Consider the following 22696-nt stretch of genomic DNA (forward strand, 5'->3'; position numbering starts at 1 on the left):
AAGCATATTTGTTGGATATATGATATATTTGTGATAAAATTGTGATATTAACTCTTTGAAGAATATCCTTGGTAAACTATTTTAACCAAGATATGTTTTAAGGGATTCCCTTTTATAGGAATCCCTTTTACGATTTTTTATAATTATCCTTCTCACGTAACCCTGTTCACCATGGAATGGTAAGATGACAAAAAACAAAATCCTATAAATAGCTAAAGGACACAGTATGTACTGTGCCCTCTATTTCTATTATATTTATTATAAGTTTTTTTCGTAACTTTCTACCATTTTCTTAACCATATTTCCACCTATTGAACCTGCTTCTCTTGAAGTTAGATCTCCATTATAACCATCTTTAAGATTAACTCCTACTTCTTTAGCAGATTCCATTTTGAATTTGTTTAAACCTTCTTTTGCTTGTGGAACTAAAGTTTTATTTGCCATAATAAATTCCTCCTTTTTTATTTTGTTTGTGTAATATATCCTTGCTTTATTATGATGTTCAAATTCAAGATAACTATGCTGGCTTATTTTTGGTTTAATAGTTCATTTTTATAATATATCCCTAATTATTTCTATAAAAAAATAAAGGTTATATTTTCGCCATCACTATTCTTTATATTTCTTATTTTTAGTGCTAATATTAGATTAATGATTGCTAATGGTAAAATGACATGATTTGTAGTCCCTCTAGGTGAACCTATAAATAAAATTAGGAGATGTTTTTATGATGGTAATAGATTTGCATTGTGATACTATTTTAAGGTGTATGGAGGATGAACAACGATTTGGAATAGCCGAAAATGAGTTTAGTGTAGATTTAAATAAATTAAAACAAGCAAATTCTTTGGCACAGTTTTTTGCACTTTTTGTAGATTTAAAAAAATATGAAGATCCTTATATATATTGCATGAAAATGGCAAATAAATTCTTTAAAGAATTAGAAATAAATAAAGAACTAATAAAAATAGCAAAAAACTATAAAGATATGATAGATAACAACGAACAGGGAAAACTGTCTGCTTTTCTCACCATTGAAGAAGGCGGAGTATTAAAAGGAGAAATCGATAATCTTAGAAACTTTTATAAATTGGGAGTAAGACTTATTACACTAACATGGAATTATCCCAATGAAATTGGGTTTCCAAACAGTGAATCACAATATAGTAAGCAGGGTTTAACTACCTTTGGAAAAGAAGTAATCAAAGAGATGAACAGTCTAGGCATGATAATAGATGTTTCTCATCTCTCAGATAAAGGTTTCTATGATGTTGCTAACCTTTCTTCTAAACCTTTCGTAGCTTCTCATTCTAATGCTAGGAGTATTACGTCTCATTGCAGAAATCTTAGTGATGAAATGATAAAAGTCCTTGCACATAAAGGCGGCGTAATGGGAATTAATTTTGAAAAATCTTTTTTAGGAACAGAGCCTTTAAGTAGAGTAGAAGAAATGGTAGCACATATCAATCACATTAAAAATATTGGTGGAATAGACGTTATAGCAATAGGAACAGATTTTGATGGTATAAGTGATGGACTTCAAATAGAAAATATCGGACAAATTAATAAATTAATTTTAGGACTTCAGCAAAATCATTTCTCAGAAGCAGAAATCGAGAAAATATTCTATAAAAATGCAATGAGAGTAATAAAAGCTACATTATAATAAAAAGAGGATTTGGAGAACTTTTATTGAATTTACTAATATATGAATACCGTGCTAGATGCAAAATAGTATAGTACGGAATGGAGGGATAATTATTATGATAATTTCTAATAAAAATCAAATCAGTGAACTACAACTTCAAGGTGAAGGTATAAAGGATGCGTTTAAAAAGGTCCTTATTTCACCAAAAGAAGGGTGGGAAGGAAATGTAATGAGAGTTTTCAAACTAAAAAGTGGTGGAACTACACCAAAACATGAACATCCATGGTTTCATGTTAATTATATATTAAAAGGCAAAGGAAAACTGTATCTTGATGGAACAAATTATGAAATAGAAGAGGGTTCTTTTGCTTATGTTCCTGCAGGCAAAACTCATCAATTTGTTAACAACAGTAATGATGATTTAGAATTTATTTGTATTGTTCCAGAAGAAGGAGAAAAATAGTAGATCCTACTCTTATTATCTTTACATTAAATGGATTAGAAAAACTAATCCATTTAATGATTGCTACATCTATTACAATAACTTAATCAGCTCTTCTAAGTCCTGTGATAAAACTTTTGCAAGTGTAAAATCAGTACCTTTTAAAGCCAATTCTATTTTTGTTTCAATTAATTTTTTCTTTTGTTCAATTTCTAAATAATCTTTGTCAAAATGACTAGCATAAATCATCTTTCTAAATTTTCTCATACTCATTTTTCTAATTGTCTTATCTTCAATCATTAAAACAAAATCCATACAGTTTACTATAGAATAGAAATCATGAGAAATCATTAGAATTGCACCTTTATAGTTTACTATGGCTTTTTCCAGTGCTATTTGTGAATAGGTGTCTAAATGACTTGTCGGTTCATCAAGAAGCAACATGTTTGCTTTACTAGCAGAAACTTTAGCGAGTTGAAGTATATTTTTTTCTCCACCAGATAAAGACCCTATCTTTTGATTAATGGCTTCTTCTTCTTCAAATCCATAACCAGAAATATATTCTCTAACCTCTTGATTAGTTTTAAAACCAGCTTCTAAGAACTCGTCAAGTATGGTATTAGACTCATTTAGCGTTTTACCTTGAAGTTGAGATAAATAAGCCACTTCAACGTCTTCATTTATCTCAATAGAATCATGATTATTTTTAAATATTTCCTGGAGTAAGGTTGTTTTCCCGGTACCATTTGAACCAATAATGGCTACTTTATCAGTAGAATTAATCTCAAAGCTAACATTTTCTAGAAGCATATCATCAAATGAAACACTGTAATCATTAACTTTTAAAGCAATGGTTTCGACCATTTCATTATCTGCAACTAAACTGATACTCGGCTCTTTAATATCTACAAAAGGCGATTTAATTCTACTTTTTTCTAATCTTTCTTGAATTTTAACTCTAGCATTTAGAGATTTCCCTTTAGACGATTGATTATACTCAGTTGCCATAAATCTTAGTTTATTTATTAAGGTCTCGTTTCTCTTAAGTTCTTCAATACCCGCAGCAGCTAGTTCTTGTAACTCAATTTTAGTTTGAAGTAATGAGAAGTTGTAATCAATATAGCTTCCATCAAACTCTTGGAGCTCCATGTTTTCAAGGTGCAGAATTTTGTTAAAACAATGATTCAATAGATATCTGTTGTGCGTTATAATTAGCATTGCTTCTTTACGCGAATTAATTAGATTTTTAAGAGCATTAAGATTTTCAAAGTCTAAAAACACATCGGGTTCATCCATAATTATTAAGTCTGGACTATTTAGCATTTCCTTAATTACTTGAATAAGCTTGAATTCACCACCACTAAGTTCAGATATCATTAGATCTTTATACCTAATTAAGTTTGCAAGATTTAGGTTTTTATTAATGTTGTTTTCGAAATCATCCCCATTAATTGCATCAAATGCGTCTAAAGCTTGTTGATACTTTTCTAATAAACAATCAATATCCGAAGATGTTTCCATTTCACTGCAAATAGATGTTATTTCATTTTGTAGTTTAATAAATTTTTCCCCTATATATTCAAAAACTGTAATTTCTTTTGTTTCGCCTAGTTGTGAAAATTGACTTACATACCCAATTCTACAATTTGGGTACATCTCGAGCGTACCATCGAACATATATTTTTCCGGATCCATAATTATATCTATGAGTGTACTTTTTCCGCTGCCATTTGTTCCAATAAACGCACAATGTTGACCATTTTCTAATGTAAATGAAATATTATTATATAGATCCTTTTGCGGAAATGCGTAGGACAAGTTATCAACTTTTATCATTATTATTACCTCTCTTTATCACTAAAAAAGAGCCTATAAAAATAAGCTCTTCAATATATTATCTTAAATTGCAATTTTTCACTTAATTTTATGTAGTAGACATACTACTCAGTTTACCATTGATAGCATACCACTTTTTACGACTAAGTTCAATCCTTTCATATTAAAGTTTTATAAATATGCTATAATGTGTTCATAATAATAAATTGTGAAGTAATGGTCCAAAGGTGCGTATTTTAAACGAGGTATTTATTACAAAATGGAGGTGCGAAATGAAATATTGTATTCTTGCGGGAAGCCCACGTAAAAATGGAAATACATCTAAACTATTAAAGCCGTTCATTGAGCAACTTGAACTTCAACAAGTTCAGTATGATTTGATTTGGCTTTATGATAAACATATTGAACCTTGTACCGCATGTCGGAACTGTCAAAAGGACTGGACAATTTTTGGGTGTCGACATGTCGATGATATGCAGGAAATTTTCGATAAAATATATGAGTGTGATGTTATTATTTTAGCTACACCTATTTATTCATGGTACTGTACACCACCTATGAAATCAATGTTGGACCGTTTGGTGTATGGAATGAATAAGTATTATGGTGATAAAAAAGGTCCCTCTCTATGGAATGGCAAAAGGTTAGCTATCATAACTACTTGTGGGTATAGACCAGAAGCAGGAGCTGATTTATTTGAAGAAGGGATAAAAAGGTATTGCAAGCACTCTCAATTAAAATATGTTGGGATGCTTGCCGAAAGAGATTTCGGGTATAAATCTGTCTTTATAACGGACGATAAAATTGAGCATTCAAGGTCGTTTGCTCGGCAATTAATAAAAAACAGAGAGTAAAAGGAGCTCATAAGAGCTCCTTTTGCTTTACTTATATTTAATATTTTTCTTTAAAATCATTTTGTATATTATTAAACTCCTTTTCAAAAAACTCTGCAGGTATCGGTCTACTAAAATAGTAACCTTGCACAAAATCACAATTACGCAGTTTTAAGAATCTTAATTGCTGTTTATCCTCAACACCTTCTGCTATAACTTCAAGGCCCATATTATGGGCCATAGATATAATAGTACTCACTATATTTGCATCACTCTTATCATGCATAATATCCCTTACAAATGATTTATCTACTTTTAGATAATTAACAGGAAATTTTTTCAAATAATTTAACGAACTATATCCAGTACCAAAATCATCAATACTAATACTAACCCCTAATTGTCTTAATTCCCTCAATTTTCTTATTGCATAATTAACTTCCATTGTCATACTTTCAGTAATTTCTAATTCCAAATATTTAGGTTCAAGCCCGGTTTTAGATAAAATATTCTTAATAACTTCAGTTATGTCACTTTTTAGGAATTGTTGTGCTGATAGGTTTACGCTCACTTTTAATAATCCCAAATCAATACTTTGCCATTTTTTCAGCTGAGAACATGCTTCGCCCAGTACCCATTCACCTATTTTAGAAATCAGTCCTGTCTCCTCTGCAATAGGAATAAATTCATCCGGAAAAATTATTCCTTTTTCTTTATGCATCCACCTAATTAACGCTTCAGCGCCAATTATATTTCCATTTCTTATATCTACTTGTGGCTGGTAATATAGCATAAATTCATTATTTTCTAAAGCCTTCTCCATATCCATCTTTAGGGTTAATTTATCTATAAATGATTCTCTTAAACTCGAATCGTAAATAACATACCCATTTCTTCCATTTGCTTTTGCTTTATACATAGCGTTGTCAGCATAAATTAAACAATTCTCATAATTTGTTGGATTTTCATTATATAATAAAATGCCTACACTTGCTGTTATATGCAATTGATAATCATCGATTATGAATATTTCAATAAAAGCATCCATTATTTTTTCTGCAAGTTTAATTGCTTGTTCTCTAGTTTTTATATTAAAACACAATAATACAAATTCGTCTCCACTAAACCGAAAAACATGATCACTAACGTTTAAACACTTTTTTAATACACTTGCAACCTCTTTTAGTAATAGATCACCCTTAGAATGACCAAACATATTCTTCATTATTTTTGTTTTTATATTTTACCTCAATATTTTCATAACATATTTTATTATTTAAAACATCTTTAAAACGTTGACTGGTAATTTCTGAGTCATAAATAATTCTTCCTATAATCTCTTCCCTTTTATATCCAAATATTTTTTCGGCAAAATAATTAAACTCCAGTATTTTTCCACTTGCATCCGTAATTATAATTGCATTTCTAGTCTTACTTAGCATAATTTGATTCATTATATTAAGTTTATGATTTTGTTTTCTAAGTAACAGTTCACGTTCTATTGCCTCAACCACAGTAGTTAATGTCAATAAAAAAAACGGATTATGAAATATTCCTGCAGTCATTATACATATGCTTCCTAGCAGATTATTAACATCTGTATAATGAAAAGGTACTCCATAACAAGCACTACCGTGTAATACTTCATGAAAATGATTATTTCCTATTAACTGAACAGGCTGATTTTGTTTTAGAGTTAAACTAACCACATTTGTACCCATGGTCTCTTCGCTAAATTGAATTCCTGTCTTAATTCCTAATTGAGCCATCGTTGATTTTATTGTTTCGTCTCCTAGAGTATCCAATAAATAACCATTTTCATCTGATATAACTATTACTATGGGAGTACCCTCTAATGATTTTAATATCTTCTCACTAAAGAACTTTACAACCTCTAAAATTTCTTTATAAGATTCTTTCTTTTCTGCAAGTTCTAATCCTGACATAATGTTTTTGGGCAACCTACTTTCATTTGGCTTCATACCTAATTCAATACATCTTTCTTTAGATTCTATTATATAAATTGGCTCTTTCTCATGTTTTTGCTTCATACTTACATTCCTCCCATGACACTAAAAACTTCGAAACCAATTATTATTGTTCCGCATCTTACAACTATTTACCGTATAATAAAATTGTATTCTATATATCATACATTTACAAGAAAAAGAGTTTAATAAACACAAAAATATACTCTTTTGTAGAAATTTAGTTAATTTTCAAGACAATCCCATTATACTAAAATTGAATTTGTTATAATTTAATCAAATGAGGTGAATTTATATATTATCTAATATAATTCAAAAAACAAAAGTGCACCTTATACCATGATTAGGTATAAATGCACTTTTATTAAAATAAATATTTATGCTTTAAACATTACTATTTTATGGATGCTTCATAAATTGTTCGAATTGAATTAGATAGCATCAAATTGAATTCTTTGTCTGTTTGCTTAGTGCTCAATCCTTCTGATAAGGCACGCGAAAAACTAGCAACCAGTCCGTGATTGCGCGAAAGTTTTTCATTTGCTTCACTTTGAGTGTACCCTCCTGATAAAGCCACAACACGTAGAACATGCGGATTATCCATTAAATCGTGATAGAAGTTATCTTCTGTTGGTATTGAAAGTTTAAGCATGACTTTGACATCCTTGTCAAGAGCTGATAATTGACTTAAAATTTCATATCGTAATAGTTTTTCTGATTTTTCCTTATCCGCGCTGTGGATATCAACCTCCGGTTCAATAATTGGAACCAACCCAGCTTCAGCTATTTTCTTGCCAATATCGAACTGTTGTTCAACTAATTTTCGAATGCCTTCTGGATTGGCTTCCTTAATGACTGAACGCATTTTTGTCCCAAAAATGTTTTTATCAACTGCCCGTTTTAAGAGCTCATTCAAATTTGGAATGGGTTTCATGAGTTGAACACCGTTTTCAAGTTCAGCAAGCCCTTTATCGACCTTTAAAAAAGGCACAACACTTTTGTTCTCCCAAAGAAAATCTGCAGTGAATTTATCAAAAACCTTACGATCCATAGTGTTTTCAAATAAAATGGCACCCAAAATATGCTCCGAACTAAATGCAGGGTTCGTGATAATACGCGTTCTCATCTCGTGTACCAAATTGAACATTGCTTCATCATTTGAATAACAGTCTTTCGAAATGCCATACTTCAAAAGTGCAGTGGGTGTACTTCCCCCACTCTGGTCCAGCGCAGCGACAAACCCTTTTCCAGCATTGATTCGATCCATTTGTTCCTGATTCATACAATTATCCCCTTTCATTTTTAGTGACTGAATAATATCTTTAATTTTATTATAGATTTTAAGAACAGTCCGAGTATCACCTCAAATAATCCACCAATAAAAGATGCCCCAAGAATTCCGTAAAGACCGTATCTACCTCCAAATCGATAGACAAGTCATCTAATTCTGTTACACTTGCCTTTCTTTTAATTTAAATTCCCCCTATTATATATATTTCTTCACTAAAATAACCCTTGGTAACAATCGTTTATCTAATAGTAATATTCTATAATAGTAATAATATTCCTTCTTTATTATACTAATTTTTAATAATAAATTTTTATTCCTTTCTTAAGCTAGAACTACCTTTTAAAAACCATTATTCTTCCCCTCCAGCTCTTGGTCCGCTTTAGTTAGATGTATTACCGGTTGTTACTCCTGTTTCATTAAGCCATGTTACGGAACTTGTAATAGTAAAATCTACTGATGTTTCTCCTGAGTAAAGTGAATAGGTTTCACCCTTTACTATCTCAGAACAACTAATAACTACAGATTGGTAATCCTTTGTAGGTGTAAATGTCCCTACTGAGTTTCCTTTGCTGTCTTTTAAATTAACAACAGTACCAGCCTTTTGCATTTCTGTATAAGTCATTATTGTAGAGTTCTGCGTTGATTCCTCAGAAGTTGCTTGTGCTATCCCTGAACTTCCGGCAGACATAAGGAGTCCACCACTTATTACGAATGTTCCATCATAATCTAGAGCGCCATTGCGATTATCAGTTGGACCACTTACAATAACTGTACCGCTTGTCATAATAATTGCCCCGTTTGAATCTAATCCATCACCGGATGCATCAACTGTAATATATCCGCCATTTATATTAAGCTTGCTAGTACCAGTGGATTGACCTGGTTCACCATTTTTAGCTGCTTTATCAGTAACTGCCCCCGTCTCAGTTGTAACCGCTGCGGTATTAATACCATCATCGCTAGCTACAACATGAATTTCCCCACCTGAAATAGTTATAATGTTACTCTCTAGTCCTTCATAACTTTTTGTGATATTGATTTTCCCACCTTTTACTATTATTGTTTCATCCCCATGAACTGCATCGTCACTCGTTGCAATTGATAGGTCACCACCTGTTATAGTAACGTTTTTGCTACTGTGCACTGCATCATCAGAGGAATCAATTTTGAAGGTACCTCCACTTATTGAAATGTCTGTAGAAGCTTTAATTCCATCTCCTGCAGCTTCAATTGCTATAGTTCCAGCTTTAACTGCCACTAAATCTTTTCCCGTTAGTCCATCATCAGCAGAATAAATTTTAATATTTCCTCCAGTAATTTTCAAATCATCTTTGCTTGTAATTCCATCGTTATAGTTTCCTCTAACAGTTAAGTTACCTGTCCCATTTATAGTAAGGTCATCTTGGCTAAAGATTGCTGCATTTGGATCATCAGTAGAAGCATATTCTTTTCCGTCTGTTATAGTGTTCTGCGATCCTTCTTGCAAACTGATGATAGTTTTTCCCGCGCTTTTAGAATAAATAGGTGAATTATCACTACAAGTTATTACTGCCCCATTTAAAACAAGCTTAACTGTCTCTTCATCTTTAACATCTACAATAATTTGACCGTCATCAAGTGTTCCACTAATAACATATACCCCTGCTGCTGTTATACTAATGTTACTTTCTTTTATCGTTACTCCTATACCTTTCAGCGTAGCACTGGTTCCAGTTAATGATATATAATTTGGAGTTTCATTTTCCCACTCAGTGTAATAGTCGTTTTCGTCATAGGTAACCATTTCACTTATAGCAGTACTAACAGTTGTATCAGCTGCCGCAGCTGTATTATCCACTGTAGCTTTACTACCGCAAGATGATAAAATCGTTGTGCACAAAAGCACCGTCAATAATTTATAATAAATAGATTTTTTATTCATAATAAATTCCTCCTAATTTCCCCTATTAATATTCTACTTTATCCTCACACATTGATAATGTAATATATATTTTATTAGCTCCAAAGTTTAGAAGCTTAAGTGCTGCTTATTAATACAGCGAAGTATTTAGCAAAACCTTTATCAACGCAGGAACTGTTTGCAAGAATACGAGCAATATCAAGGCGAAAGGGAGAATTGTTATCAGACGATACTTTAAGATTTGGGGCTTTGATTCTGAAGTTGAATATAATCATGTAGAGGTGTATATATCTTTTTTAGGAAAAAAACTTGTATTCTTAATCTAGTAATCAAGTCAATAGAGCCTATAAAAAATGCTTTTGATAATCAAAAACAATTTATTGCAGATGCCAATTAATAATATAATAATTGGCAAAATTCAAGGAATTCTTTCTATTTTTTCCAAAAACTAGGAAGAAACAAAAGTAATATAGGGTATATTTCAAGTCTTCCTATTAGCATACAACAGGATAAAACCATTTTGCTTAAATCTGAGAATCCTGAAAAATTACCTGTTGGACCAACCATACCAAGGCCGGGACCTATATTGCCTATAGTAGCTGCCACTGCAGTCACCGTTGTTACAAGGTCTTTTCCATCAATTGATACTATAAGTATAGCTCCACAAAAAACCATCATATACATAAAGAAAAAGCCAAGTATTTCAGACAAAATCCTTTCACTTACAGCTTTTCCACTAAGTCTTACAGAATAAATTGCTTTAGGGTGTATTATCCTTAAAAGATCCCTCTTAGCAGCTTTAAATAGCAGTAAAATTCTAATGTTTTTTATTGACCCTCCAGTTGAACCGGCGCAACCTCCAACAAACATAAGAAAAAACAATATGACCTTACTAAATACTGGCCAAAGATTAAAATCAGCTGTAGCATATCCTGTAGTAGTTGTTATAGATACTACCTGAAAGGCTGAATATCTAAAAGATTGTCCTATTCCCTTATATATTGTTCCATATATATTTAATGCTATTAGTACAGTTGCACTTATAACAATAAAAGCATATAATCGAAATTCCTCGTCCTTAAAGAACGCTTTTAAATTACCCCTAAGCATTTGATAATATAGCGCGAAATTTGATCCAGCTAAAAACATAAAAACAGTTATGATAATTTCAATATATACATTATTATATGCCCCAACGCTCAAATTCATATTTGAAAATCCACCAGTACCTACTGTGCCAAAGGTGTGTATAAAGGCATCATACCATGGCATTCCAGCAATTTTTAGTAGCATAATCTCAATCATAGTCATTAACAAATAAATTCCATATAGTATTTTTGCAGTTTCTTTAACCCTAGGAACTAATTTTCCTGGGCTAGGACCTGGGCTTTCCGCCTTCATTATTTTAAGTGCACCAGTGCCCGCAGAGGGAAGAATTGCCATAGTCAGTACAAGTACACCCATACCACCAACCCAATGAGTAAAACTCCTCCAAAATAAGATACCTTGAGGCAACCCTTGTATATGTTGTAATATACTTGCACCTGTAGTTGTAAAACCTGAACTTGCTTCAAATAAACTATCTACAAAAGATGGAATTTCTCCACTAAAATAAAATGGAAAAGCTCCAAAAAAGGATACTAAAATCCACCCTATTGCTACTATAGCAAATCCGTCTTTTACATATAAACCTGCGTGTTTAGGCTTTATAAACGACACAGGGATACCTATAATAAACAGTAATAATATAGTGTAGAAAAATGCCCATGCACTATTTTCACCATATAAAAGTGCTACTATGAGCGATGGCAGCATAGCTATACCTTCACAAATCAGTACTATTCCCAAATTTTTTAATACCATTTTATAATTCACGTTATAATCCCCCAATTATTACTGCTTTCAATCCATTTATATCCGCTATGTTTTTGTGTTTGGTTATAACGATTATTCTATCGCCCCTCTTTATTACGTCATCCCCATGAGGTACAACTACCTCATGCTTTCTTACTATTGTAGCAATTATAGTATTGTCCACAAGTCCAATATTTTTAAGTGCTTTATTAATAAGGTCACAATTCTTATCAACTATAAATTCAAGTATTTCTACATTGCCTCCTGCTATTTTAAGCAGTGACTCAACTGCACTTCCTCTAGCATACTTAAGAATTTGATTAGTAGTTATTAATTTAGGGGTTATAATACAATCTATACCCAATTCCCTTACAATATCTATGTAATTTGTACGACTTATTTTTGTTACAACTTTTTTCACTCCCATTTTTCTTGCTATAAGAGATGACATCAAGTTTTGCTCATCAATACCAGTAATCGCCACAAAACTATCCATATTTTGTATGTTTTCAGAAAGTAATACCTCTTCTTCTGTTCCATCACTGTTAATTATAAGAGCATTAGGAAGTGCTTCAGAAAGGTCATAACATCTTTCTCTATTTATTTCTATAATTTTAATGTTCATATTCATACTTGTTAAAAGTTTATAAAGATAATAGGCAATTCTTCCGCCTCCCATTATCATTACATTTTTAATTTTTTCAGGGTATTTACCACACATTTTACAAAAATTATATACTTTAGATGACTTGCCTATAACATATATTATGTCATTTTCTTTTATTATTTCATCTCCTTTAGGAACTATGACCTCATCTCCCCTGAATATTACCCCCAATATTATTGATGATGGATGTTTGTCTATATCTCTCACCTTTTTACCTATAAACTTAACTTCAGAGGTTATTTTTAGTTCTACCATTCTCACTCTACCACTAGCAAACCTTTCTACATTAATAGCCGATGAAAACCCCAAAGTCCTTGCTATTTCTTCAGCTGCTGTGAACTCTGGATTTATTACAAAATCTACACCTAACTGATCTTTAATTAATGAGAGTTCATCAGCATATTCAGGATCTCTTACTCTTGCAATAGCCTGACGAACTCCTAGCTTTTTAGAAGTAAGGCAACATACCATATTAATCACATCAGTACCAGTCACTGCAATAAGCAAATCTGCATTTTCTATACCAGCTTCAAGGAGTACGCTAGTGCTTACCCCACTACCAATAACACACATAACATCAAGATTATCCTCTACCTTTTCAATTGCAAAAATACTTTTATCTATAATTGTAACATCATTATTTTCTTCTACTAAATTTTTAGCAAGGGTATATCCAACCTTACCTGCTCCAATAATAATTATCTTCATTTTTACCTCCTAAGTCCTTCTATTCATTCATTATAGGCAGACTTTTATCCCATACTTTTTCAAATGTTTCGTTTATGGAGTTAATAATATTGCTGTCATCTGTCTGAACAGCACACTCAAAATTACTTTTTACACCTAAGTCTTTTAGATATCTAGATGATAGAGATAAAATAAATACCTGTGTTCCTATAACAATTAAGTTTTTTCGAAACATACTAGTTATACGTATCTTTCCACCTACATCGCCGATTTTGTTTATATAAACTCTTGAGAGGATTCCACTGTTGCTAACATAAGGCATTAAAATTCTACATTTATTAATATTATTATTATCAACTAAAAGTTTTAATAGTTTCTTAAACAATTCATGATCAAAGGTTCCAGAAATTAAAATCTTATAATCATTTTCATTATTAAGTGCAGTCAATATTCTTTGTTCTAAATCTTCCAAATCAGTGATAAATTGAACTTTACTCCCCATAAAAATCCTCCTCGTTTATAAACGGTTATTATGTCATTATACATTTATTTTATATATACTTTCAAGGTTTATTTAAATTATATTTATACAATAATTATAGAAATTAATTTTTCTGCTTAAATTTTTAACTATCACTACATTCACTTCAATTAGGTTAGCATTTTTTTACTAAAAAATGCACCTGTCAACTTATATTTTTACTATTTAACAGGTGTTATTTCTTAAATTTCTATCAAATTATATATACTATTAAATTAAAAAAAAATATCCTCATATCACATTATGATATGAGGGTATTTTTAAATACATCTAAGCAATTGCAACTTCCTTCTCGACAACATGTACACTCCAAAATTCATCAACCCATAAACCAACAATATTAACTGGAAGGCCCCATGTTTTTACTACATTTATGGATGCTATTATATCTTTAAAGTGTTGGAATTCACTAACAGGATTTGCAGCACAATCATAATGTCCAACTATAGCAACTAACTTAGAATGATGATCTGTTACTGAAACTAAAACATTTTTTTTTAATATTTCAATTTCAATCCAGTTACCTTGAGATAACACTTTATCCATCCCAGCTTGTGTAATTGAATCTACATAATCCACACAAAAATTTTCTTTTAACCAATTTATTACAGGCATTTGAGTTCTGCCATCAATACAGTTAAGCACAGTTACAGCACTTCCATTCATTACAATACCCTCATTCCATAATTTAAATTATCTTCACATCTTACTATTCTCATAATTTCATCATTTGAATAAAAGTAATTCCCTTATCATAATTATTCTTTACCTACAATAAGGGAATTTATTTAAATTATATACCTGGTATATTTAACATTTTATTTCTATTTAGCTGATGCAACCTCTACAGCTGCAGCTTCTTTAGCTAAAGCAGCGTTAATTGAATCTTTTAATATATCAAAAGCTTTATCACACTCTTCAGTTGTTACAATTAATGGTGGAACCATTCTTATCAAACTATTTCCAATTAATGTAACAAGTAGTTTGTTATCAATACAGTTGTGCTTAACATCTAAACCAATAGGTGTTTTAAATTCAACTCCAACTAATAAACCTTTTCCTCTAACATCTTTCACATTAGGTAGTTCTTTTAATTTATTCATAAAGTAATTTCCCACTTTTTCTGCATTATCTGCTAAGTTTCTATCAATCAATTCATTAACTGAAGCATAAGAAGCAGCACAACAAACAGCATTTCCACCAAAAGTAGTTCCATGAGATCCCATTGAGAATGTTTTTGCAATTTTATCTGTAGTACATATTGCTGAAATTGGCAAACCGCCACCCATTGCTTTTGCCATTGTAAATATGTCAGGCTTAATATCATAATTCATAAATGACATTACCTTACCAGTTCTACACCAGCCAGTTTGAATTTCATCAACAAGCATTAACAATCCTTTTTCATCACAAAGTTTTCTAATACCTTGTACAAATTCCATTGTTCCTGGTATAACTCCACCTTCAGCTTGTACTAACTCAAGCATAATTCCAATTGTATCATCTGTTATTTGCGCTCTAAATGATTCTACATTATTAAATTCAGCATATGAAAATCCAGGTAACATTGGCTTAAATCCAATTTGTAATGCATTGTCCGTTTGACCTGTTGCTGAAAGAGCACCATAAGTTCTACCATGGAAGCCATTTTTAGCTGAAATAATATGATACTTATTAGGGCCATAATTATCTACTCCATATTTTCTTGCCATTTTAATCATAGCTTCATTTGCTTCTGTACCTGAGTTTTGATAATAAATTTTATCCATGCCCACAGTTTCACAAATTAATTTTGCAAGTAATGCTTGAGGCACTCCATAAGGATATGCAAAAGTATGCATTATATCGTCAACTTGATCATGGATAGCAGCTACTACTTTATCATTGCAACTACCAACACTATTTACAGCAATACCACCGTAGAAGTCTAAATATGCATTCCCGTTCTCATCATATAGATACATACCCTTTGCTTTTTCTGCAACAAAATCATACCTTTCATACGTTTCAATCATATACTTCTTTGTCATCACCTTGACATCTTCTTTGCTCAAATTGTAATCTTTTAATTTCATATTATTTTTCCTCCTTGTATATTTTATTTATAGTTTTTTTCATTGCTATCAATTAATTTATTACTAATCAGATACTTCAATACCAAAATCAGTGTATTTTTTCTTTGCAAAGGAATAAAACACAAGGCCTAACAGTGCCCACATTCCTACAATTAACCATTCAGTGGAAATCATACCAGGTAGATATGCTATAAGCATCAATATAGTCAAAATTACAGCCATACCCCCTACAAATTTGTGATTTTTAACTTCATAAGGTCGCTCCATATCAGGAAATTTCTTTCTTATAATAACGAATGATATAGATACCATTACATATGCTAAAACAATTCCGAAACTACCTGCATTAACCAACCAACCCATCATACTCTTTCCAAAGAAAGGTGCAATAGTTGAGATAGATCCAATTAAAAGAATTGCATTTGAAGGTGTCTTATACTTTGGATGTAATTTCCCGAGAAATCCTGGAAGCATTTTATTTTGAGCTAATGCATACATAGCACGACTTCCTCCCATAAGGAATGCATTCCAACTTGAAACAATTCCTGCCAAACCTGCAATTATTAAAACTTTAGCAGCTATCTCACTACCACCAAATCCTACTTTCATTGCATCTGCAGTTACAAGTACTGAAGAAGATATTTGTTGATCAGTCAATAAATATCCTACTGCGAAAATAATTAAAACATACCATGTTACCGCCATAAAAATAGATAACATAAGAGTTTTACCAATCTTATTAAATGGTAGATTAATCTCCGCTGCCGTTTGAGGAATTACATCAAAACCTATAAACATAAATGGTGTTGCAATAGTAACAGCTAATATACCACTCCATCCTTTTCTTATTAGAGGCATTGTATTAGCTAATCTCCCACTTATTGGAGAACTAAGCATTAATGCAATACCAGCTATTGCTATAATTACAACTAGAATTTTTTGTAGAAAAGCTGAGTCTTTCGTTCCACGGTAATTTATAAATGTAATAATAATAGAGACTATTGCACCTACGGCTACCCAACTACCATATACATCAAAACCTGCTATGGTGTACATATGCCCTACTAAAAAACCAGGTATTATATACTCTACTACAGTAGGAAGTGCACAGGCCTCAAAAGCAACAACGCCTACATATCCTAGTATCAGTGCCCAAGTACAAATAAAAGATCCGTTTGCACCCATTGCTTTATAACTAAATACAGCCGCACCACCAGCCTTAGGCAAAGCAGCTGTGAGCTCTGAATAAACTAAACCAACAAAGATTATCATAGTTCCACCAATTCCAAATGCAATCATTGCCCCTAAAGTACCTGCTTCTTGAATCCATGAACCTGTTAAAATTACCCAACCCCATCCGATCATTGCGCCAAATGCAAGTGCTAATATGTCTTTAGTGCCTAATACTCTCTCAAAACCACTGTTATTTTCCATAAAACCGCCCCCTAATTGTTATAGAATTATGTTTATCACTAACCCCTTTAATATTTTGTTATGCTTCTCTATTTTGCGTCATACCCTTTTTATCATTTGCAAAATAACCTATAACCATTATTAGTAATGAAATACCAACTCCCAAAAATAATGAATCGATGTATTTTGGTAAAATAAATTTTCCTACTAATACGAAAATTGGTCCTGCGAAGATAGCATATAAAGCAAATTTCTTGTTTACACGCCCTGGTAAGAAGAGTGCACACCATAGCGGTCCAAATGATCCAGCCCCACGAAGACCCATGGACATGAAACTCCATCCTAATATTAGACCTCCCATGTTTCCAGCTGTAAATAAAGATGCTATTAGTAGTAATAGTACAATTATGATACGTGTTACTTTAAGCAAAACTTCATCACTGGCGTTTTTATTAAAATATACTTTATATATATCATTACAAATCATAGAACTTACACCAAGTGAAAGGCCTGCTCCTGTACCCACTAAAGAAACAAGAAGTGTTGCCATAATAATTCCTGCAAGAAGTGGTGGTGTATTTTGCATTATGAATGTAGGTAATGCTTTGGCTGCAGCCAAATCAGGAGAATTTAGTTTCATATACATTCCAACAAATATTCCAGCAACACCTATAATAGGAATTAAACAAGCACTCACTAGAGCTCCTGCTCTTGATATTCTTAAAGTTTTAGCAGAAATAATTGCTTGGATATAAGTCTGTGTTGTAATTACACCAAGGATAAGAGAAATACCTGCGCCAAGATCTACTAAAGGACCTCTTGCAAGAAGATTAAAGTATTTTGCATGTGGTAATGCTGATGTAAAAGCAGAAATACCTCCTCCAAGTCTAATTGCTAAAACCCCACAAATAATTATTGTAGTATAAAGTAAAATGATTTTTGCTATTCCTACAAGGCCTGCACCCCAAACACCCCCAAATACTACATATACAAGCATTAATGCAACAACCAATATAGTTGAAGGTAATGGACCTATATTACTTACCGACGTTATTAATGCCATTCCGGATAGTAGTTGTGCAATAATACTAAATAGCGTTCCTAGAGACATAAAAAGTGTCGAAACCGTACTTGATTTTTGACCATATTCTAATGCGATAACTTGTGGCAAGGTACTTATTTTACTGTTATAAAGAGGTTTCGCAAATTTCAGTGCTAAAATAAGACAAGCAATTCCTCCACCTAATGTAAACCACCAAGCTGAGAATCCATAATTAAAAGCAAGCTGGGCTGTTCCTATAGTTGAAGACCCACCAACCAAAGTCCCAATTATGGTGCCGGCTATAATCCCGACTCCAGCTTTTCTTCCACCTGAGGAAAAATCACTAGCAGATTTTACACGCTTTCCCGAATAAACGCCCACCCCACCAATTAAAATAAGTACCATCGCTGCACCAATATAATGTACAAATGTCATTTTACTTCCTCCTCATTTTAAAGGTATAAACTCTAACCTTCCAGCCTCTTAATTATTAGAGATATTTGGATATTTTTGCAATATCTCTTTGTTTTCTAAAACACGTAATACGCCTGAAGCTAATGCTTTCATTTCGTGTTCTCCTGGAAATACCTTTACGGGAGAAATGAATTTTACTCTATCCTCAATCCACTCTATAAGTGTTTTGTCGTAGGCAAGTCCTCCTGTTAAAAGAATTGCATCTACATCTCCTTTTAGCACTGATGAGGATGCAGCTATTTCTTTTGAAATTTGGTATGCCATAGCTTCATATATAAACTTCGCATGTTCATCTCCCTCGTTAATGCGGCGACAAACTTCACGACCATCATTTGTTCCAAGGTAACCTACTAAACCACCACCGCCTACTAATTTCTTGCGAAGTTCTTGTTTTGTATATTCGCCTGAGAAACATAGATCCATAAGAGTTCCAAAAGGTATTCCCCCACATCTTTCAGGAGACATTGGTCCGTCACCATCTAAAGAATTATTTACATCAATCATTCTTCCTTTTTTATGAGTACCAACAGAAATACCGCCACCTAAATGAGCAATTATGAAATTATAATCTTCATATTTACCACCCATCTCTCCAGCTGCTTTTCTTGCTACGGCCCTTTGGTTTAATGGATGATCTTTAGATTTTCTTGGTATTAATGGTGTTCCTGATACTCTAGCTAATGGTTCAAACTCATCTACAACAACAGGATCTACAACATATGCATTTAATCCTAATTCTTGTGCAATTGAGTAAGCAAGACCTCCGCCTAAATTAGAAGCATGTTGTCCCATGACACCTATTTTTAAGTCCTTTAACATTTCTTCATTTACTTGATATGTGCCTCCTACAACAGGTTTCATATTTCCGCCACGAGCTATGATTGCAGATAATTTACTTAAATCTACGTTTTTATCAGCAAGTGTTTTCATGATTATATCTTTACGGAAACTAAATTGGTCATATATTTCTTTGTAAGCATGTATTTCTTCAGATGAATGAGTGATTGTCTCTGTCATTGTGTCTTTATCATTTTCAAAGATTGATATCTTTGTTGAGGTTGAACCAGGATTTAACACTAAAAAAGTATATATTTTTTCCATATTGTTACTCCTTTCCAAATTCTTGGGCAACTAATACACCTAGTGCAATAGAGTTCAACTTTGATATATCTGAGCTAGCTCTGGATGTTAAAATGATTGGTGTTTTCGCACCCATAATAACTCCGGCTTTTTCAGCTCTTGCAAAATATTCCATGGATTTGTTTAAAATATTACCTGCTTCTATATCAGGTGCAATTAAGATATCAGCATTTCCTGCAACTGGATGATTAATACCCTTATGTTTTGCTGCTTCAACTGATACAGCATTATCTATTGCTAATGGACCTTTTACTAAACAACCTTTTATGATGCCTTCTTCATTCATCTTTGTAAGTTCTGCTGCATCTAATGTAGCAATCATTTTAGAATTTACTTTTTCAACTGCACAAATCACTGCAACCTTTGGTTCAGTATTCCCTAATGCATGAGCAATTCTTACACTGCTATTAATTATATCTACTTTGTTTTCTAATGTAGGTGCAATTGTCATAGCTGAATCACTTACAATAAATAATCTATCAAATCCTGCAACTTCCAGTACTCCAACATGGCTAATTAAATTACCTGTTTTAAGGCCGATTTCTTTATTTAATACAGCTTTTAATATGTAAGAGGTGTCAACAAATCCCTTCATTGGAAGCGCAGCATATCCATCTCTCACTAATTTCACAGCATACTTACAGGCTTCAGTCTTGTCCACAATATCTATAATTTCAAAATTACTTAACTCCATGTCAATTTCAGCAGCTATTTCTTTGATTTTTTCTTTATCTCCTACTAAAATTGCATTGGCAATTCCCATTTTATATGCGTAGTTAACTGCAGATAATACATCCTTATCTTGTGCCACTGCTACAGATATTTTTTGTGGCTCACCTGCTTTAACCTTTTCTATTAATTCTTTAAAGGTTCGTATCATTTTTATATCTCCTTTAACTTCCAAATTCTTCGTTACTTCAGACAAAAGATTATTAAAATCTATTGTCTGAAGCAATCGAAAAATCTAATATTTAAAATTTACTTATGCTTAATTCCATATCTCGTCATCTGTTGGTACATATTTTCCTGGAATTTCATATGCAATTAGACTTGTGTTAATTAAATGATTAAACCAAAGGTTTCCACTTAAACTATTATTTCCCCAAGAACCGCAACCAAGTGTTCCTGTAGGTTTAAGACCATTTGCGAAAGAGCCACCAAGTCCACTTGATCCTATTTGATTAACTGCAAAACGAGAAACAGGAAGTACTACTGCAGCATATTCTATATTTTCTTTGGTATTTGAATGTATAACCACACTATGGCCTTGTCCTTCATTTAAAAGGTTAGTGTTAGCAATATTAACAGCTTCTTTCCATGTACTATAACTATAAACTGCTAATACTGGACACATTTTTTCTCTTGATAAAGTTTCTTCTTTTCCAGTTCCCTTAATTTTTACAACTAATAATTTTGTATCCTCAGGAACAACGAAGCCTGCAAGTTTAGCTATAGTTACAGGAGTTGCACCAACAACAGCTCTATTTACTCTTCCATCTTGCCACATCGTTGTTCTTAAAGCTTCTAATTCTTCTTCTTTTTCAACATAATAAGCACCTTGATCTATTAATGCAGCTACATAAGCATCATATTGATCAACTGGAATTATTGCACTTTGTTCACAAGTACATAAAACACCTCTGTCATACGTTCTACCTTTGACTACCTTAGGAACTACTTCTTTAATATCTACATCAGAATCTATTAAACATTGTAAGTTTCCTGGACCTACTCCAAAAGCAGGTTTTCCACTGCTATAAGCCGCTTTTACCATTCCAGGGCCACCTGTGGATATACATACATCTGCTAATTCCATTACTAATTTTGATATTTCTATTGATGGTTCTTCAACAATTTGAATTAAGTTTTTAGGTGCACCTATTTTTGTTAAAGCTTCATTCATTACATCTACAGTTTTCTTTCCTGATATTTTTCCACTTGGATGTGGGCATACAATTAATGAATTTCCACCTTTTAATACTATCATAGCATTTTGCATTGGTGTCATAGTAGGATTAGTTGATGGACATATTGCTCCAATAACACCTATTGGTTTTCCAACTTCAACAAGTCCTTCTTCTTCTATGTAACGAAGAATTCCCCTACTTTTAACACCCTTAAGCTTATTCCAAACTGCTTTTGATTTACCCTTATTTTTAACTATTTTATCTTCATAACGACCCATTTTAGTTTCATCAACTGCTAAACGTGCTAATATTTCACCATTATCAAATACCGCTTTACCTATAGCACGTACTGCCTCGTCCACTTTTTCTTGAGAATAGGTTTCAAACTCTTTTTGAGCTATTCGCGAATTTTCGATTAAAACGTTTACATATTCTTTTGCTTCCATTTTATTATTCCCCCTAATTTATAGTAGTAATATGATATAAATTAATAGTGTAACCTATTCATCTTTAAATATATCACATTGTTTGCATTAAGAATATTCTGTATATTCTTAATAATGTTTTTTTGATGTGTCATTCAACTTGTACTTTCATATTATACTAGATTTTTATGAAAAGCAAGGGTATTTACAAATTTAATATTTATTTATATTTTGTGTGATTAAGTGAAATATTTAACATTTTAGATAAATTTTTATCAATGTTTTTCTTAAAACAAATTACAATTTATGCAACTTTAATTTCTACATTTTTATTTTTTTTTGCTCTTAAAGCAAGTAATTATGCCAAATATTTATAACACATCATTTTTTTATGTAAGCGATGGAACACCTACCGTATCCTAAAAAACAAGCTCCACATCAATGTTGTGAAGCTTGTTTTTTAATAAAATCCTTCTTTTGCAATTTTCTTTATATAGTTATACTGTTTTCTAATAAGTTTCTTAAATTCAGTA

Annotated in this window: 19 protein-coding genes and 1 pseudogene; 4 read left to right on the top strand and 16 right to left on the bottom strand. The window is 32.1% G+C overall.

The features are described from left to right. Positions 1–258 precede the first annotated feature (258 nt). A complete protein-coding gene (locus JJD95_RS02270) occupies positions 259–444 on the bottom strand; it encodes an alpha/beta-type small acid-soluble spore protein (protein WP_291639935.1) in 186 nt (61 codons plus the stop codon). A gap of 283 nt (positions 445–727) precedes the next feature. On the opposite strand from JJD95_RS02270, the gene JJD95_RS02275 reads away from it, so the two are divergent. Further along, positions 728–1666, top strand: coding sequence for a dipeptidase (locus tag JJD95_RS02275; RefSeq protein ID WP_291639937.1), 939 nt, complete (start codon positions 728–730; stop codon positions 1664–1666). A 97-nt stretch (positions 1667–1763) separates the two neighbouring features. After that, positions 1764–2111 carry a cupin domain-containing protein gene (locus JJD95_RS02280; protein ID WP_291639939.1) on the top strand — a complete coding sequence of 116 codons (348 nt, stop codon included), beginning with the start codon at positions 1764–1766 and terminating at the stop codon, positions 2109–2111. Between the two features lie 72 nt (positions 2112–2183). On the opposite strand, the gene JJD95_RS02285 is transcribed toward JJD95_RS02280, so the two are convergent. Beyond that, positions 2184–3926 carry an ABC-F family ATP-binding cassette domain-containing protein gene (locus JJD95_RS02285; protein WP_291639941.1) on the bottom strand — a complete coding sequence of 581 codons (1743 nt, stop codon included), beginning with the start codon at positions 3924–3926 and terminating at the stop codon, positions 2184–2186. A 272-nt stretch (positions 3927–4198) separates the two neighbouring features. Here JJD95_RS02285 and JJD95_RS02290 point away from each other — a divergent pair, with 272 nt between their 5' ends. After that, positions 4199–4780, top strand: coding sequence for a flavodoxin family protein (locus JJD95_RS02290; protein ID WP_291639943.1), 582 nt, complete (start codon positions 4199–4201; stop codon positions 4778–4780). Positions 4781–4817: 37 nt separating this feature from the next. Here JJD95_RS02290 and JJD95_RS02295 read toward each other — a convergent pair whose 3' ends face one another. The 4 genes from JJD95_RS02295 to JJD95_RS02310 form a co-directional block, all read right to left on the bottom strand. Then, a complete protein-coding gene (locus JJD95_RS02295; RefSeq protein ID WP_291639945.1) occupies positions 4818–5984 on the bottom strand; it encodes a bifunctional diguanylate cyclase/phosphodiesterase in 1167 nt (388 codons plus the stop codon). Then, a complete protein-coding gene (locus tag JJD95_RS02300) occupies positions 5959–6810 on the bottom strand; it encodes a PAS domain-containing protein (RefSeq protein ID WP_291639947.1) in 852 nt (283 codons plus the stop codon). The genes JJD95_RS02295 and JJD95_RS02300 overlap by 26 nt, the downstream gene beginning before the upstream one ends. 331 nt (positions 6811–7141) lie before the next feature. Next, positions 7142–8029 (bottom strand): fructose bisphosphate aldolase, encoded by an 888-nt coding sequence (locus JJD95_RS02305; RefSeq protein ID WP_291639950.1) that lies wholly within the window; start codon positions 8027–8029, stop codon positions 7142–7144. Between the two features lie 388 nt (positions 8030–8417). Next, positions 8418–9959 carry a carbohydrate-binding domain-containing protein gene (locus JJD95_RS02310; RefSeq protein ID WP_291639951.1) on the bottom strand — a complete coding sequence of 514 codons (1542 nt, stop codon included), beginning with the start codon at positions 9957–9959 and terminating at the stop codon, positions 8418–8420. A gap of 123 nt (positions 9960–10082) precedes the next feature. Here JJD95_RS02310 and JJD95_RS02315 point away from each other — a divergent pair. After that, a pseudogene (locus JJD95_RS02315) lies at positions 10083–10264 on the top strand (DNA-binding response regulator); the annotation flags it as partial. 106 nt (positions 10265–10370) lie between these two features. On the opposite strand, the gene JJD95_RS02320 reads toward JJD95_RS02315, so the two are convergent. From JJD95_RS02320 to JJD95_RS02365, 10 genes are all read right to left on the bottom strand, one after another. Further along, the gene (locus JJD95_RS02320; protein WP_291639953.1) at positions 10371–11813 is read right to left on the bottom strand and encodes a TrkH family potassium uptake protein; all 1443 of its coding nucleotides are present in this window, start codon (positions 11811–11813) and stop codon (positions 10371–10373) included. A 1-nt stretch (position 11814) separates the two neighbouring features. Next, on the bottom strand, positions 11815–13167 hold the full coding sequence (gene trkA, locus JJD95_RS02325) for a Trk system potassium transporter TrkA (protein ID WP_291639955.1): 1353 nt from the start codon (positions 13165–13167) through the stop codon (positions 11815–11817). 19 nt (positions 13168–13186) lie between these two features. Continuing rightward, a complete protein-coding gene (locus JJD95_RS02330; RefSeq protein ID WP_291639956.1) occupies positions 13187–13648 on the bottom strand; it encodes a hypothetical protein in 462 nt (153 codons plus the stop codon). Positions 13649–13957: 309 nt separating this feature from the next. Further along, positions 13958–14353: a carbonic anhydrase gene (locus JJD95_RS02335; RefSeq protein ID WP_291639957.1), complete on the bottom strand. Its 396-nt coding sequence runs from the start codon at positions 14351–14353 to the stop codon at positions 13958–13960. 158 nt (positions 14354–14511) lie between these two features. Next, positions 14512–15762, bottom strand: a complete 1251-nt coding sequence (locus JJD95_RS02340) for an acetylornithine/succinylornithine family transaminase (protein ID WP_291639959.1) — start codon at positions 15760–15762, stop codon at positions 14512–14514. A gap of 63 nt (positions 15763–15825) precedes the next feature. Beyond that, positions 15826–17196, bottom strand: coding sequence for an APC family permease (locus JJD95_RS02345; protein ID WP_291639961.1), 1371 nt, complete (start codon positions 17194–17196; stop codon positions 15826–15828). A 58-nt stretch (positions 17197–17254) separates the two neighbouring features. Beyond that, positions 17255–18652, bottom strand: a complete 1398-nt coding sequence (locus JJD95_RS02350) for a sodium:solute symporter (protein WP_291639963.1) — start codon at positions 18650–18652, stop codon at positions 17255–17257. A gap of 48 nt (positions 18653–18700) precedes the next feature. Further along, the gene (gene buk / locus JJD95_RS02355; protein WP_291639965.1) at positions 18701–19792 is read right to left on the bottom strand and encodes a butyrate kinase; all 1092 of its coding nucleotides are present in this window, start codon (positions 19790–19792) and stop codon (positions 18701–18703) included. Between the two features lie 4 nt (positions 19793–19796). Next, the gene (locus JJD95_RS02360; protein ID WP_291639967.1) at positions 19797–20711 is read right to left on the bottom strand and encodes a phosphate butyryltransferase; all 915 of its coding nucleotides are present in this window, start codon (positions 20709–20711) and stop codon (positions 19797–19799) included. A gap of 108 nt (positions 20712–20819) precedes the next feature. After that, a complete protein-coding gene (locus JJD95_RS02365) occupies positions 20820–22184 on the bottom strand; it encodes an aldehyde dehydrogenase family protein (RefSeq protein WP_291639969.1) in 1365 nt (454 codons plus the stop codon). Positions 22185–22696: the final 512 nt, after the last annotated feature.

This window comes from Clostridium sp. (assembly GCF_016650035.1).
Lineage (GTDB): Bacteria > Bacillota > Clostridia > Clostridiales > Clostridiaceae > Clostridium_AD.

What these genes read in the sequence shown, in the direction of transcription:
- JJD95_RS02270 (WP_291639935.1), bottom strand. Translation starts at nt 444, where the DNA reads ATGGCAAATAAAACTTTAGTTCCACAAGCAAAAGAAGGTTTAAACAAA.
- JJD95_RS02275 (WP_291639937.1), top strand. Translation starts at nt 728, where the DNA reads ATGATGGTAATAGATTTGCATTGTGATACTATTTTAAGGTGTATGGAG.
- JJD95_RS02280 (WP_291639939.1), top strand. Translation starts at nt 1,764, where the DNA reads ATGATAATTTCTAATAAAAATCAAATCAGTGAACTACAACTTCAAGGT.
- JJD95_RS02285 (WP_291639941.1), bottom strand. Translation starts at nt 3,926, where the DNA reads ATGATAAAAGTTGATAACTTGTCCTACGCATTTCCGCAAAAGGATCTA.
- JJD95_RS02290 (WP_291639943.1), top strand. Translation starts at nt 4,199, where the DNA reads ATGAAATATTGTATTCTTGCGGGAAGCCCACGTAAAAATGGAAATACA.
- JJD95_RS02295 (WP_291639945.1), bottom strand. Translation starts at nt 5,984, where the DNA reads ATGAAGAATATGTTTGGTCATTCTAAGGGTGATCTATTACTAAAAGAG.
- JJD95_RS02300 (WP_291639947.1), bottom strand. Translation starts at nt 6,810, where the DNA reads ATGAAGCAAAAACATGAGAAAGAGCCAATTTATATAATAGAATCTAAA.
- JJD95_RS02305 (WP_291639950.1), bottom strand. Translation starts at nt 8,029, where the DNA reads ATGAATCAGGAACAAATGGATCGAATCAATGCTGGAAAAGGGTTTGTC.
- JJD95_RS02310 (WP_291639951.1), bottom strand. Translation starts at nt 9,959, where the DNA reads ATGAATAAAAAATCTATTTATTATAAATTATTGACGGTGCTTTTGTGC.
- trkA (WP_291639955.1), bottom strand. Translation starts at nt 13,167, where the DNA reads ATGAAGATAATTATTATTGGAGCAGGTAAGGTTGGATATACCCTTGCT.
- JJD95_RS02330 (WP_291639956.1), bottom strand. Translation starts at nt 13,648, where the DNA reads ATGGGGAGTAAAGTTCAATTTATCACTGATTTGGAAGATTTAGAACAA.
- JJD95_RS02335 (WP_291639957.1), bottom strand. Translation starts at nt 14,353, where the DNA reads ATGAATGGAAGTGCTGTAACTGTGCTTAACTGTATTGATGGCAGAACT.
- JJD95_RS02340 (WP_291639959.1), bottom strand. Translation starts at nt 15,762, where the DNA reads ATGAAATTAAAAGATTACAATTTGAGCAAAGAAGATGTCAAGGTGATG.
- JJD95_RS02345 (WP_291639961.1), bottom strand. Translation starts at nt 17,196, where the DNA reads ATGGAAAATAACAGTGGTTTTGAGAGAGTATTAGGCACTAAAGACATA.
- JJD95_RS02350 (WP_291639963.1), bottom strand. Translation starts at nt 18,652, where the DNA reads ATGACATTTGTACATTATATTGGTGCAGCGATGGTACTTATTTTAATT.
- buk (WP_291639965.1), bottom strand. Translation starts at nt 19,792, where the DNA reads ATGGAAAAAATATATACTTTTTTAGTGTTAAATCCTGGTTCAACCTCA.
- JJD95_RS02360 (WP_291639967.1), bottom strand. Translation starts at nt 20,711, where the DNA reads ATGATACGAACCTTTAAAGAATTAATAGAAAAGGTTAAAGCAGGTGAG.
- JJD95_RS02365 (WP_291639969.1), bottom strand. Translation starts at nt 22,184, where the DNA reads ATGGAAGCAAAAGAATATGTAAACGTTTTAATCGAAAATTCGCGAATA.